General features: G+C 69.6%; 12 protein-coding genes and 1 riboswitch. Of the genes, 6 read left to right on the top strand and 6 right to left on the bottom strand.

Going from position 1 to position 13,446, the window contains the following annotated elements; translation table 11 throughout:
* Positions 1 to 181: 181 nt before the first annotated feature.
* The 4 genes from ACFY0D_RS08100 to ACFY0D_RS08085 all read right to left on the bottom strand — a co-directional run bounded on the left by ACFY0D_RS08100 (position 182) and on the right by ACFY0D_RS08085 (position 4,991).
* On the bottom strand, positions 182 to 1,663 hold the full coding sequence (locus ACFY0D_RS08100) for a glycoside hydrolase family 3 protein (RefSeq protein ID WP_390797549.1): 1,482 nt from the start codon (positions 1,661 to 1,663) through the stop codon (positions 182 to 184).
* A 7-nt stretch (positions 1,664 to 1,670) separates the two neighbouring features.
* On the bottom strand, positions 1,671 to 2,561 hold the full coding sequence (locus ACFY0D_RS08095) for a carbohydrate ABC transporter permease (protein WP_390797548.1): 891 nt from the start codon (positions 2,559 to 2,561) through the stop codon (positions 1,671 to 1,673).
* Positions 2,558 to 3,583 carry a carbohydrate ABC transporter permease gene (locus ACFY0D_RS08090; protein WP_390797547.1) on the bottom strand — a complete coding sequence of 342 codons (1,026 nt, stop codon included), beginning with the start codon at positions 3,581 to 3,583 and terminating at the stop codon, positions 2,558 to 2,560. Before ACFY0D_RS08090 ends, ACFY0D_RS08095 begins: the two co-directional genes overlap by 4 nt.
* Before the next feature lie 127 nt (positions 3,584 to 3,710).
* Positions 3,711 to 4,991: an extracellular solute-binding protein gene (locus tag ACFY0D_RS08085; RefSeq protein WP_390797546.1), complete on the bottom strand. Its 1,281-nt coding sequence runs from the start codon at positions 4,989 to 4,991 to the stop codon at positions 3,711 to 3,713.
* Between the two features lie 289 nt (positions 4,992 to 5,280).
* Between ACFY0D_RS08085 and ACFY0D_RS08080 the strand changes: the two genes are divergently transcribed.
* The 3 genes from ACFY0D_RS08080 to ACFY0D_RS08070 all read left to right on the top strand — a co-directional run bounded on the left by ACFY0D_RS08080 (position 5,281) and on the right by ACFY0D_RS08070 (position 8,584).
* Positions 5,281 to 6,045 carry a GntR family transcriptional regulator gene (locus ACFY0D_RS08080; RefSeq protein ID WP_301366535.1) on the top strand — a complete coding sequence of 255 codons (765 nt, stop codon included), beginning with the start codon at positions 5,281 to 5,283 and terminating at the stop codon, positions 6,043 to 6,045.
* A gap of 125 nt (positions 6,046 to 6,170) precedes the next feature.
* Positions 6,171 to 8,390: a carbon starvation CstA family protein gene (locus ACFY0D_RS08075; RefSeq protein WP_390797545.1), complete on the top strand. Its 2,220-nt coding sequence runs from the start codon at positions 6,171 to 6,173 to the stop codon at positions 8,388 to 8,390.
* Positions 8,387 to 8,584 carry a CstA-like transporter-associated (seleno)protein gene (locus ACFY0D_RS08070; RefSeq protein WP_390797544.1) on the top strand — a complete coding sequence of 66 codons (198 nt, stop codon included), beginning with the start codon at positions 8,387 to 8,389 and terminating at the stop codon, positions 8,582 to 8,584. The genes ACFY0D_RS08075 and ACFY0D_RS08070 overlap by 4 nt, the downstream gene beginning before the upstream one ends.
* Before the next feature lie 131 nt (positions 8,585 to 8,715).
* Here ACFY0D_RS08070 and ACFY0D_RS08065 read toward each other — a convergent pair whose 3' ends face one another.
* Positions 8,716 to 8,859, bottom strand: coding sequence for a hypothetical protein (locus ACFY0D_RS08065; protein WP_390797543.1), 144 nt, complete (start codon positions 8,857 to 8,859; stop codon positions 8,716 to 8,718).
* Between ACFY0D_RS08065 and ACFY0D_RS08060 the strand changes: the two genes are divergently transcribed.
* The 3 genes from ACFY0D_RS08060 to ACFY0D_RS08050 all read left to right on the top strand — a co-directional run bounded on the left by ACFY0D_RS08060 (position 8,858) and on the right by ACFY0D_RS08050 (position 13,066).
* Entirely contained in the window at positions 8,858 to 9,355 is a 498-nt protein-coding gene (locus ACFY0D_RS08060) for a GNAT family N-acetyltransferase (RefSeq protein ID WP_390797542.1), read from the top strand. The two genes, ACFY0D_RS08065 and ACFY0D_RS08060, sit on opposite strands and share 2 nt — an antisense overlap.
* Before the next feature lie 44 nt (positions 9,356 to 9,399).
* Positions 9,400 to 9,529: riboswitch (cobalamin riboswitch) on the top strand.
* A 142-nt stretch (positions 9,530 to 9,671) separates the two neighbouring features.
* Positions 9,672 to 12,050 carry a ribonucleoside-diphosphate reductase subunit alpha gene (locus ACFY0D_RS08055; RefSeq protein ID WP_390797541.1) on the top strand — a complete coding sequence of 793 codons (2,379 nt, stop codon included), beginning with the start codon at positions 9,672 to 9,674 and terminating at the stop codon, positions 12,048 to 12,050.
* Entirely contained in the window at positions 12,050 to 13,066 is a 1,017-nt protein-coding gene (locus ACFY0D_RS08050) for a ribonucleotide-diphosphate reductase subunit beta (RefSeq protein ID WP_389115646.1), read from the top strand. The genes ACFY0D_RS08055 and ACFY0D_RS08050 overlap by 1 nt, the downstream gene beginning before the upstream one ends.
* Before the next feature lie 108 nt (positions 13,067 to 13,174).
* Here the strand turns inward: ACFY0D_RS08050 and ACFY0D_RS08045 are convergent, their stop codons facing one another.
* Positions 13,175 to 13,402, bottom strand: a complete 228-nt coding sequence (locus tag ACFY0D_RS08045; RefSeq protein ID WP_390797540.1) for a hypothetical protein — start codon at positions 13,400 to 13,402, stop codon at positions 13,175 to 13,177.
* Between the last annotated feature and the right edge of the window lie 44 nt (positions 13,403 to 13,446).

Genomic DNA, 13,446 nt, shown 5'->3' with positions numbered 1-13,446 from the left:
CACCGGCACGACACGAAGGGCCTGGTACCCCCTGGGGGGGCCAGGCCCTTCGGCGTGTGCGGGTGCGGGGCGCTGCGCGGTACCCAGCCCGTCCAGGGGCGCCTCCCAGCGGTAGCCGGGGGAGTTCGAGGACCGGGTCCGGGCAGAGTCCGGAAGGCTCCGCGCAGCGGCAACCGCAGGGCTACGCCCCCGCGATGACTTCCGCCGCGGCCCGCCCGCAGACCCGGGACGCGCCATGGGTGGCGATGTGGACCGCACCCCGCGGCGCGGCCATCGGCAGGCCCATCTCGACCACGACCGTGTCCGGCCGGGCCGCGACCAGCGCGTCGAGGACCTCGGTCATCCAGGGGTGCCGGTGCGCGTCCCGGACCACCGCGACGACCGTACGGTCCCCCGCCGCCGCCAGGACGTCCCCGGCACAGGAGCCCTCGGGGTAGACGCCCGCCCCGGTGCCCGGGAGCAGCTCGGCGAGTTCCGCCGCCACGCCCCACGGGGTCTCGTCCCCCACCGCGATGTTCGCGACGGGCGCGAGCGTGGCGACGTAGGGCTCGGTGAGCGGCTTCGCCGAGCCGGTGACGAGCACGGCGCGGCGGGCGGCCGTCAGCCCGATGCCGGACGCGCGGCTCCCCTCCGGCTGCGCGTCCGGCCGGGCTCCGCGGGTCCATGCGGCGAGTGCGCGGACGCGGGCGGCGGCGTCGGCGAGGCGCTCCTCGGGCAGTGCCCCCTCGCGGACGGCCGCGACCAGCGCGTCGCGCAGCCGCAGGACGGTGGCTTCGTCGGCGAGTCCGCCGCCGACGCAGATGGCGTCGGCGCCGGCCGCGATGGCGAGGACCGAGCCGCGCTCGATCCCGTACGTCCCGGCGATGGCGTTCATCTCCATGCCGTCGGTGACGATGAGGCCCTCGTAGCCGAGCTCCCCCCGCAGCAGGCCGGTCAGGATCTGCGGGCTGAGGGTGGCCGGGCGGGTCGGGTCGAGGGCGGGCACCAGGATGTGCGCGCTCATCACGGCCTTGGTGCCGGCCTCGATCGCCGCCTTGAACGGGACGAGTTCACGGGCCTGGAGGGTGTCCAGGTCCACGTCGATGCGCGGCAGGGCGTGGTGCGAGTCGACGTTGGTGTCGCCGTGGCCCGGGAAGTGCTTGGTGCACGCGGCCACGCCGGCGGCCTGCAGGCCCTGGACGTAGGCGGCGGTGTGCCGGGCGGCGAGGTGGGTGTCGGCGCCGAAGGACCGTACGCCGATCACCGGGTTGTCCGGGTTGGAGTTGACGTCGGCGGACGGGGCCCAGTTGAGGTTGACCCCGCACTCGGCGAGGCGGCGGCCCAGCTCGCGGGCCACGTCCCGGGTGAGGCCGGTGTCGTCGACGGCGCCGAGGGCCAGGTTGCCGGGGAAGGACGAGCCGCCGCGGACCTCCAGGCGGGTGACGTCGCCGCCCTCCTCGTCGATGGCGACCAGGACGTCGTCGCGCTCGGTACGCAGCTGCGCGGTCAGAGCGGCGAGCTGCTCGGGCGAGGCGATGTTGCGGCCGAACAGGCCGACGGCGGTGAGGCCTTCGCCGACCCGGCGGAGCAGCCAGGCGGGGGCGGTGGTGCCCTCGAAGCCGGGCTGGAGGACGGCGAGGGCGTCGCGGGTGACCGTATCGGTGCGGTGCGCAAGAACAGTCATGACGGCGTCATCCCTTCACGGCGCCGGCGGTCATGCCGCCGACGGCCTTGCGCTGGAGGAAGATGAAGATCAGCAGGACCGGGACCGCGAAGAGCGAGGAAGCGGCCATGGTGGCGCCCCAGTCGTTGCCGAAGGCGGACATGAACTCGGTCAGCCACAGCGGCAGGGTCTGCGCGCTCTTGTCCTTGTTCAGGATCAGGACCATGGCGAACTCGTTCCAGGCCGTGATGAAGCCGAAGAGCGAGGTGGACATCAGGCCGGGGGCCAGCAGCGGGAAGATCACCTTGCGGAAGGCCTGGCCACGGGTGCAGCCGTCGATCTGGGCCGCCTCCTCCAGGGTCACCGGGACGGCGGCGATGAAGCCGCGCAGGGTCCAGATGGTGAAGGGGAGGATCATCACGAAGTAGATCGCGGTGAGCAGCGGGAGGCTGTTCAGCATCTCGCCGTCGCGGGCGATCATGTACATCGCGATGACCATGACCTCCCACGGGGCCATCTGGGCCATCATCACGGTCAGGACCAGGCCCTTGCGGCCCTTGAACCTCATCCGGGCGATGGCGAAGCTCGCGGCGAGGGCGACGAGCAGGGCCAGCAGGACGGCGCCGACGGTGACCAGGACGCTGTTGGTGACGTACGTCCAGAAGTTCTCGACCCCGGTGGCCTTGCCGAAGTTGTCCATCGTCGGCGTGAAGACGAAGACGGGGTCCTTCGTGAGCATCTGGTCGGCCGGCTTGAGGGCCGAGGAGAACATCCAGTACACGGGGAAGACGAAGACCAGGGCCAGCAGGAGTGCGCCGAGGTTCTTGGCCACGGCTCCGGGGCGCACCGGGCGGCGGGTCCGGAGCTGCTGTGCGGGCCTCTCGGGAGCCGCGGGCTTCGGGGCGGTGGTGGTGCTCACTGCTCCTCCTCCTGCTTCAGGATCAGGCGGAAGTAGAAGGACATGACGATCACGAGGATCACGATCGTCAGGACGGAGATCGCGGCGGCGAGGCCGTAGTGGGCCTGGCTCTGGCCTTCGACGTAGGCGAAGACCGGCAGGATCTCGGAGGCGCGGTCCGGGCCGCCCTTGTTCATCGCGTAGACCTGGGTGAAGGCCTTGAACACCCAGATCACCTCAAGGAAGGTGGTGATGAGGAAGAAGGGCTTCAGATTCGGGAAGACGATCTTCCAGAAGGTCTGCCAGCCGTTGGCCCCGTCCATGCGGGCGGCCTCGTACAGCTCGGCGCCGACGGTGGTGAGGCCGGCGTACATGTTGAGGGCGACGAACGGGATGGAACCCCAGACCACCAGGATCGTGACGATCACCATGGTGGAGAGGCCGGTCTCCATCCAGTTGTGCTGCTCGTAGCCGGAGAAGCCGGCGGTGCGCATGACCCAGTTCATGACGCCGAACTGCTCGTCGAACAGCCAGCGGAAGACCTGTACCGAGGCGACGATGGGCATGGCCCAGGCCATCACCAGGGCCATCGAGAGGACCAGTCGCATCTTCTTGCCGAGCTTGTTCAGCAGGATGCCGATGAGGCTTCCCAGCACCATGATCAGCGCGACGTTGGCCAGGGTGAAGCCGAAGCTGCGGACGACGACGGTCCAGAAGTTCGTGTCACCGAGCAGCTCGGTGTAGTTGTCGAGTCCCGCGAAGGGGTACTTCCGCTGGATGAACTCGATCTTGTTGATGTCCTGGAGGGACAGGATCACGTTCTTGATCAGCGGGTACAGCAGGAGCGTCGCGAGGGCGAGCACCGCGGGCGCGACCAGCAGATAGGGCAGCCACCCCGTGGGGAGCGACTTCCCGCCCCCGCGAGGCGGCGTGGGGCCGGGGCCGGGGCCGGTTGCTGGGGCCGGCGTCTCGGGCAGTCCGTCGGACTTCGGTGGTGCGTCCTGTGGAGCGCTGGTCACCGCTCCCTGGGAGTGCACGGTCATGGCTTGGCTTCCTCGCGGTTGACTGTGGAGTCAAATGCGCGACCGGGGGCGCGGCGGGTGTCCGGGCACCTGCCGCACTCCCCGGTGCGTTCACACTGCTGGGTCGTGCGGGTACTGCGGGGCGGGACTACTTGTTGATGCGCTTCGCGATCTCCGCGTCCGCGTCGGCGCCCGCCTTGGCGGCGTCCTCACCCTTCAGGACCTTGGTCATGAACTCCTTGACGGGGTTCGGCTCGGTCTCGACGTTCGCCCAGCCCGGGGTGACCGGGGTGATCTTGCCGTTGGCGCCGGCCTTGGCCATGGCCTCGGCGAAGGAGCCCGCGGCGGGGGTGAAGTTGGCACCGGCCTGGTTCGGGAGCAGCGCGCCCTTGGTCTCGGCGGCGTACTTGGTCATCTGCTCCTTGCCGGCGGCGAGGGCCAGCCACTCCTTGGCGAGCGCCTTGTTCTTGGAGCGCTCGGCGACGGCGAGGTTCGAGCCGCCGAGGAAGACGGTGCCGCTCTTGTCGGCGGTCTTGCCCGGGATCGGGAAGTAGCCGAAGTCGGCTTCCTTGCCCGCGTCCTTCAGGGCCTTCTCGGCTCCGCCGGCCTCCCAGCCGAGACCGATCCAGGAGGCGACGCCGCCCTTGGGAACGATGTCGGTGGACTGCTGCGGGGTGGCCTCGTCCTTGTCCTTGGGGGCGGTGGAGAAGGACTGGAGCTTCTTGTAGAACTCCATCGCGGAGGCGGCCTGCGGGGTGGCCAGTCCGCCCTTCCACTTGGCGCCGTCCTTGACGGCGAGGTCGCCGCCCTCGTCCCAGATCAGGCCCGCGAGGACGTACCAGCTCTGACCGGGCAGGTAGATCGGCTGCGAGGCCGGGTCGGCCGCCTTCAGCTTCTCCAGCCCGGCGATCCACTCGTCGCGGGTGGTGGGCGGGGTGACGCCGGCCTTGGTGAAGGCCTTCTTGTCGTAGATGACGACGCGGTTGGCGGCGTACCACGGGGCGGAGTAGAGCTTGCCTTCGACCTCGGCCGAGGCGAGCATGCTCTTCTGCCAGGCGTCGGCGCCGAGCGCGGCCTTGTCCTTGGTGAGGTCGGCGAGACCGCCGGTGACCGCGTAGCCCGCGGTCTGGGTGTTGCCGAGCTCAAGAACGTCCGGAGGGTTGTTCTCGGAGAGGGCCGTGGTGACCTTCTCCTGGATGCCGGTCCACTTCTGCTCCTCGACCTTGACCGTCACACCGGGGTGCTTGGCCGAGAACTCCTTGTTGACCTCTTCGATCCAGGCCTTCGGCGCGGAGCCGTCCATGACCCAGACGGTGATCTCCTTGGGGCCCGCGTCGGCCTTGGCCTTGTCGTCGTCCCCGTTGCCACAAGCCGCGAGGCCGACAACCATGCCCGCGACTCCAACCGCCGCGATGAGCTTGCGCTTCACGCCACCCTCCTCAGGGATGCCTGCCTGCACTTCCCTTGCCCGCCGCGGTGACATACGCGAAGTACTGCCGTGGGGCCGGGATCTGATCCATATTGGTTTAGACCAGTAGCTGAACCTTGGCCTAGACCTTTAGGGGTGTCAAGGGTCTAATGAGCGGGTGCCAGGTCCGTTATCGGACCGACACCTGGGGAGAGAGAAGGCCTGTCCCCCCTTACGTGTCACGATGTGACCGCACATATCGGAGGAGCCGGTGACGGCAGCGAAACTGGAGTCGGGAAGGCGGGCGGCGATGGCCACCGAAGGGGCGACCACGGAGCCGGAAGGCGGGGCAGCCACTCGCACGGCGCGTGTGCCCAAGTACTACCGACTCAAGCGGCACTTGCTCGACATGACCGAGACACTGCCGCCCGGCACGCCGGTGCCGCCCGAGCGCACGCTCGCGGCCGAGTTCGACACCTCGCGGACCACCGTCCGGCAGGCCCTCCAGGAACTGGTCGTAGAGGGGCGACTGGAACGAATCCAGGGCAAAGGCACCTTCGTCGCCAAGCCCAAGGTCTCCCAGGCCCTGCAACTGACCTCGTACACGGAGGACATGCGGGCCCAGGGTCTGGAACCGACGTCCCAGCTCCTCGACATCGGATACGTGACGGCCGACGACACCCTCGCCGGACTGCTCAAGATCACCACCGGCGGACGGGTGCTGCGCATCGAGCGGCTGCGCCTGGCCAGCGGTGAGCCGATGGCCATCGAGACCACCCATCTCTCGGCCAAGCGCTTCCCCGCACTGCGCCGGTCGCTGGCCAAGTACACCTCCCTCTACACCGCCCTCGCCGAGGTGTACGACGTGCACCTCGCCGAGGCCGAGGAGACCATCGAGACCTCACTGGCCACCCCGCGCGAGGCCGGCCTGCTCGGCACCGACGTCGGGCTGCCGATGCTGATGCTCTCCCGGCACTCCCTGGACGCGGACGGCGAACCGGTGGAGTGGGTGCGGTCGGTGTACCGCGGCGACCGGTACAAGTTCGTCGCCAGGCTCAAGCGCCCGGCCGCCTGACACCCGTCCCCCCGCTCCGCGTACCGCAATTCCACGACCGGAATGCGGACGGGGTCTTACGTTCACCAGGCAATCCCCCGTAGATTCCGCCTGCTTACGCAGATGATCGACGAGGGGACGAGGTCATGCCTGAACCGGAAGCAACAGGGACAGAACGGGACGCGGCGAGTCCGGGCAGCACGCCGGACTCGCCTTCTCCGAGGTCCATCGCCGCGTGGGTGCTCGTCGGACTCGTCGGCGCCATCGGCTGGGGCGTGCTGGCGCTCTCGCGCGGCGAGGAGATCTCCGCCGCCTGGCTGCTCGCCGCCGCCCTGGGCTCGTACGCGATCGCCTACCGCTTCTACGCACGCTTCATCGCGGACCGCGTGCTGAAGGTGGACGCCACCCGGGCCACCCCCGCCGAACGCCTTGACAACGGTGTCGACTTCCACCCCACCGACCGCCGGGTCCTCTTCGGCCACCACTTCGCGGCCGTGGCCGGCGCCGGCCCGCTCGTCGGACCCGTGCTCGCCGCGCAGATGGGCTATCTGCCGGGCACCATCTGGATCGTCGCCGGCGTCATCTTCGCCGGGGCCGTCCAGGACATGGTCACGCTCTTCTTCTCCACCCGCCGCGACGGGCGTTCGCTCGGCCAGATGGCCCGGGACGAGATCGGCCCCGTCGGCGGGGCCGCCGCCCTGATCGCCGTGTTCGCCATCATGATCATCCTGCTGGCGGTGCTGGCCCTGGTCATCGTCAACGCCCTGGCGCACTCGCCCTGGGGCGTCTTCTCCATCGGCATGACCATCCCGATCGCCGTCTTCATGGGCTTCTACCTGCGCGTCCTTCGGCCGGGCCGGGTCACCGAGGTCTCCGTCATCGGCGTCGCGCTGCTGCTGCTCGCCATCGTCGCGGGCGGCTGGGTCGCCGAGTCCTCCTTCGCGGGCACCTTCACCCTGGAGAAGGAGACGCTGGTCATCTGGATGGTGGTGTACGGCTTCCTGGCATCGGTGCTGCCGGTGTGGATGCTGCTCGCCCCGCGCGACTACCTCTCCACCTTCATGAAGGTCGGCACCATCGCGCTCCTCGCCATCGGCGTGGTCATCGCGATGCCCACCCTGAAGATGCCCTCGGTCACCGACTTCGCGGCGAGCGGCGACGGACCGGTCTTCGCCGGGTCGATGTTCCCCTTCGTCTTCATCACCATCGCCTGTGGCGCGCTCTCCGGCTTCCACGCCCTGGTCTCCTCGGGAACCACCCCGAAGATGATCCAGAAGGAGACCCAGGTCCGCATGATCGGCTACGGCGCCATGCTGACCGAGTCCTTCGTCGCCGTCATGGCGATCATCGCGGCCTGCATCATCGAGCCCGGGCTCTTCTTCGCGGTCAACTCCCCCGGCGGGGTCATCGGCACCACGGTCGAGTCCGCCTCCCAGGCGGTGACCAACTTCGGCTTCGCCATCTCCCCCGAGGCGCTCGCCCAGGCCGCGAAGGACGTCGAGGAAGCCAGTCTGCTCTCGCGCACGGGTGGCGCACCGACCTTCGCACTCGGAATGTCGGAGATCTTCTCCGCCGTGGTCGGCGGCGCCGGCATGAAGGCCTTCTGGTACCACTTCGCCATCATGTTCGAGGCGCTCTTCATCCTGACGACGCTCGACGCGGGCACCCGCGTGGGCCGGTTCATGCTCCAGGACACCCTCGGCAACGTGCACAAGTCCTTCAAGGACGTCAGCTGGAAGCCCGGCGTGTGGTTCGCGAGCGCGATCGTCGTCGGCGGCTGGGGCTACTTCCTGTGGGTCGGCATCAAGGACCCGCTCGGCGGCATCAACCAGCTCTTCCCGCTCTTCGGCATCGCCAACCAGCTGCTCGCCGCGGTCGCACTGGCCGTCTGCACCACGCTGCTGATCAAGTCGGGCCGGCTCAAGTGGGCCTGGGTGACGGGCGTTCCACTGGTCTGGGACGCCACGGTGACCCTCACCGCGAGCTACCAGAAGATCTTCTCCGAGGACGTAAAGGTCGGCTTCTTCGCCCAGCGCGACAAATACCAGGCCGGAATCGACGCCGACAAGGTCCTGGCTCCGGCGAAGAACATGGACGACATGCACACCGTGGTCACCAACGCCACGGTCGACGGCGTCCTGTGCGCCTTCTTCGCGGTCCTGATCATCGTGGTCCTCGCGGACGCGGCCCGGACCTGCCTCAAGGCCGTCCGCGACCCGGGGTCGGCGACCCTCTCCGAGACCCCGTGGACCGAGTCGAAGATCGTCGCCCCGGCCGGACTGATCGCGACCGCCGAGGAGCGGGCGGAGCTCGCCGCGGCGGGTCCGGAGGCGGGCGGCGGACACGTCAAGGAGCCGGTGGCGTGAGCACCGTACGGAGCGTGCTGGCCAGGGCCCGGTTCTACGTACGGGAGTTCTCGGGGGAGGCCGCGTACGACCGGTACGTGGCCCACTCCCGCTCCCACGACCCGGACGCGGAGGTCCTGACCCGCCGCGCCTTCGAACGCGCCCGTACGGACGCCCGCGAGGCGGACCCCCGCGAGGGCTTCCGCTGCTGCTGAGCCCGCACCGACCGAAGGCCCCGCCGGACGCTTCCGGCGGGGCCTTCGCGCTGTTCAGCGCCAGAGCTCGGGGTGGTGCTGCACGCAGATCCGTGTGAGCCACTGGACGATCATTGCGTGGCTGCCGTCACTCAGCGCCCTGCGAGTTCTTCGAACTCCTCGGTCAGCGTGTGGGGGCGGTCGGCGATCACGGTCCTGCCTCGCTCACCTTGCTCGACGGTGCGGTCTCCGACGACAGCGCCGCCGCCGGGACCGTCCTGCACACTCGACCGCATGGACATGGTGATCAGAACGGCGGTGCCCGCCGACTTCGAGGAGCTGGGTGAGATCACGGCGCAGGCCTACCTCGCCGACGGGCATCTGGACTTCAACGAGGACGACGCGTACCTGAACGTGCTGCGCGACGTGGCCGGCCGGGCCGCCCGGGCCGAAGTGCTGGTCGCCGAACGGGACGGGCGGGTGCTCGGCGGTGTGACCTTCGCCGCTCCGGGCAGTCCGCTCGCCGACATCGCGGCCCCCGACGAGGCGGAGTTCCGGATGCTCGCGGTGGCCCACGAGGCGCGCGGCCAGGGCGCCGGCGAGGCTCTGGTGCGGGCCTGCGTCGAGCGGGCGCGGGCCCTGGAGGGCGTGACCGGCCTGGTTCTCTCCACCCAGCGCAGCATGGCCGGCGCCCACCGGATCTACGCGCGCCTGGGCTTCGTACGCACTCCGGAGCGGGACTGGGCGCCGATCGAGGGCCTGACACTCCTCACTTACCGGCTCAAGCTGTAGCCACGCCGACACTACATGTGGGGGTTACCGCACAGGGCCGCCCCCACATGTATGCTCATGCCTGCTGTCGCCGCAGGGGAATCCGGTGCGAATCCGGAACTGTCCCGCAACGGTATGAAGTGTCCGGCTACCGGACGCCAAGTCCGATGACCTGCCGACAGCGCATCCGGCTCGACCGAACCGGATGCCGATTCGTCCGGGCCTCGCGGTTGGGCCGGTGGACGCCATGAGGGGTACGCGTTCTCGTCGCGCCCGCATGCGCCCGCTCGCGCCCCGCCCCGCCGATGACCGGGCCGAGCGAGGGAGAGCTCCCGCCGTGACCATCGCGCCTTCCGCACCGCGCGCCGAGTCCACTTCTGGCGACAACACCGAGGGCCCGGGGGCCACGCTGCTGCGTACCCTCACCGAACTTACGGCGGACCTCCCCGACACCGACCCCGGCCGGGTCGCGGCCTCCGCGCTGCGCGGCCGCAGCTCCGCCGCCGACGACGCCGAACTGCGCGGGCTGGCCACGGAGGCCGCCGCCGGTCTGATCTCCGAGGACCCGGCCTACTCCCGGCTCGCCGCCCGTCTGCTGACGCTGGCCGTGCGCGACGAGGCCGCGAGCCAGGGCTCCACCTCCTTCTCGGCCTCCGTCGAGGTCGGCCACCGCGAGGGCCTCATCGCCGACCGCACGGCCGAGTTCGTCCGCACCCACGCGGGCCGGCTCGACTCGCTCGTCGAACTGACCCTCGCCGAGGGCGCCGACGACCGCTTCGGCTTCTTCGGCCTGCGCACCCTGCACAGCCGCTACCTGCTGCGCCACCCGATCACCCGTCAGGTCATCGAGACCCCGCAGTACTTCATGCTGCGCGTGGCCTGCGGTCTGGCCGCCGACGACAGCGTCCAGGCCGTGGAGGAAGTGGCCTCGCTGTACCGGCTGATGAGCCGCCTGGACTACCTGCCGTCCTCCCCCACGCTCTTCAACTCCGGCACCCGGCACCCGCAGATGTCCTCCTGCTACCTGCTGGACTCCCCGCTGGACGAGCTCGACTCGATCTACGACCGCTACCACCAGGTCGCCCGCCTCTCCAAGCACGCCGGCGGCATCGGCCTCTCGTACTCCCGTATCCGCGCCCGCGGTTCGCTGATCCGTGGCACCAACGGCCACTCCAACGGCATCGTGCCGTTCCTGAAGACCCTCGACGCCTCCGTCGCCGCCGTGAACCAGGGTGGCCGCCGCAAGGGCGCCGCCGCCGTCTACCTGGAGACCTGGCACGCGGACATCGAGGAGTTCCTGGAGCTCCGCGACAACACCGGTGAGGACCAGCGCCGTACGCACAACCTGAACCTCGCCCACTGGGTGCCGGACGAGTTCATGCGCCGCGTGAACGCCGACGCCGACTGGTCGCTGTTCTCCCCGGCCGACGTGCCCGAGCTGGTCGACCTGTGGGGCGACGCGTTCGACGCCGCCTACCGCAAGGCCGAGGCGGACGGCCTGGCCCGCAAGACCATGCCCGCCCGCGACCTGTACGGCCGGATGATGCGCACCCTCGCGCAGACCGGCCAGGGCTGGATGACCTTCAAGGACGCCTCCAACCGCACGGCGAACCAGACCGCCGAGCCGGGCACGGTCGTGCACTCCTCGAACCTGTGCACCGAGATCATCGAGGTCACCAACGACGGCGAGACGGCCGTCTGCAACCTCGGCTCGGTCAACCTGGGCGCCTTCGTCGTGGACGGCGAGATCGACTGGGAGCGGATCGACGAGACCGTCCGCACCGCCGTCACCTTCCTCGACCGCGTGGTGGACATCAACTTCTACCCGACCGAGCAGGCCGGCCGCTCCAACGCCCGCTGGCGTCCGGTGGGCCTGGGCGCGATGGGCCTCCAGGACGTCTTCTTCAAGCTGAAGCTGCCCTTCGACTCCCCCGAGGCGAAGGCCCTGTCCACCAAGCTCTCCGAGCGCATCATGCTGGCCGCGTACGAGGCCTCCTGCGACCTCGCCGAGCGCAGCGGCCCGCTGCCGGCCTGGGAGCAGACCCGTACCGCCCGTGGTGTCCTGCACCCGGACCACTACGACGTCGAGCTGAACTGGCCGGAGCGCTGGGACGCGCTGCGCACCCGCGTCGCCGAGACCGGTATGCGCAACTCCCTGCTCCTCGCCATCGCCCCGACCGCCACGATCGCCTCGATCGCCGGCGTGTACGAGTGCATCGAGCCGCAGGTCTCCAACCTCTTCAAGCGCGAGACGCTCAGCGGTGAGTTCCTCCAGGTGAACGGCTACCTGGTGGAGGAGCTGAAGCAGCTCGGCGTGTGGGACGCCCAGACCCGCGAGGCGCTGCGCGACTCCTCCGGCTCGGTCCAGGGCTTCAGCTGGATCCCGGCCGAGGTCCGCGAGCTGTACCGCACGGCGTGGGAGATCCCGCAGCGCGGTCTGATCGACATGGCGGCGGCCCGTACGCCGTTCCTGGACCAGTCGCAGTCGCTGAATCTGTTCCTGGAGACGCCCACCATCGGCAAGCTCAGCTCGATGTACGCGTACGCCTGGAAGCAGGGCCTGAAGACCACCTACTACCTGCGCTCGCGCCCGGCGACGAAGATCGCCCGCGCCGCGCAGGCGGCCACCCCGGTCGAGCTGCCGCAGGCGGTCGTCGACGCCGAGGCGCTGGCCTGCTCCCTTGAGAACCCCGAGTCCTGCGAGGCCTGCCAGTAATGAGCTCCAACGACCAGAAGAACCTCCTGGACCCGGGCTTCGAGCTCACGCTCCGCCCGATGCGCTACCCGGACTTCTACGAGCGCTACCGGGACGCGATCAAGAACACCTGGACCGTCGAGGAGGTCGACCTCCACTCGGACGTCGCCGACCTGGCGAAGCTGACGCCTTCCGAGCAGCACATGATCGGCCGGCTGGTCGCGTTCTTCGCGACGGGCGACTCGATCGTCTCGAACAACCTGGTGCTGACGCTCTACAAGCACATCAACTCCCCGGAGGCGCGCCTGTACCTGTCGCGCCAGCTGTTCGAGGAGGCCGTGCACGTCCAGTTCTATCTGACGCTGCTCGACACCTACCTGCCCAACCCGGACGACCGCGCGGCGGCCTTCGACGCGGTCGAGGAGATCCCCTCCATCCGCGAGAAGGCGCAGTTCTGCTTCAAGTGGATGGACTCGGTCGAGAAGATCGACCGGCTGGAGACGGCCGCCGACCGCCGCCGCTTCCTGCTGAACCTGATCTGCTTCGCGGCGTGCATCGAGGGCCTGTTCTTCTACGGCGCCTTCGCGTACGTGTACTGGTTCCGCTCGCGCGGTCTGCTGCACGGCCTGGCCACCGGCACCAACTGGGTCTTCCGCGACGAGACCATGCACATGAACTTCGCCTTCGAGGTCGTGGACACGGTCCGCAAGGAGGAGCCGGAGCTCTTCGACGACGCCCTCCAGCAGCAGGTCACGGACATGCTCAAGGAGGCCGTGGAGGCGGAGCTGCAGTTCGGCCGGGACCTGTGCGGTGACGGCCTGCCGGGGATGAACACCGAGTCGATGCGCGAGTACCTGGAGTGCGTCGCGGACCAGCGCCTGGTCCGTCTGGGCTTCCCGCCGGTGTACGGCTCGCAGAACCCGTTCTCCTTCATGGAGCTGCAGGGTGTGCAGGAGCTGACGAACTTCTTCGAGCGCCGTCCGTCGGCCTACCAGGTCGCGGTCGAGGGCACGGTCGACCTGGACGAGGACTTCTAAGGCCTTCCAGGCCTTGTAGGACTCGCAGGACGTGCGGACTTGCAGGACTTGACCGGGGAGCCGGGATGCGGAGATTTCCGTGTCCCGGCTTCTCGCGTTCCCCGGTGTTCAGTGGGCGATGGGGCCCCAGTACCGCCGCGCGGCGGGCCGGAAGGGGCGCCGCCGCGGGGTGGGCGGGAGGCCGCCCGCGCGCTGGCGGGGGAGCCACACCAGCCGGGTCGCGACGGCCCGCAGCTGCTGGTCGATCCGCCGGTCGCGCAGGATCCCGTACAGGCTGGGCGCGAGCACGAGGGCGGCGAGGGCGAGGACGGCGAGGTAGTTCACGAAGGTGGTCATAGCTCTACTGTCCGCCTGATCGCCCATGATCGACAGTGGCAGTA

Source organism: Streptomyces sp. NPDC001502 (genome assembly GCF_042894785.1).
In the GTDB taxonomy this organism is placed as follows: domain Bacteria; phylum Actinomycetota; class Actinomycetes; order Streptomycetales; family Streptomycetaceae; genus Streptomyces; species Streptomyces kutzneri.
The sequence above is the reverse complement of the archived record's forward strand: the minus strand, read 5'-3'. Positions and strand labels throughout refer to the sequence as shown.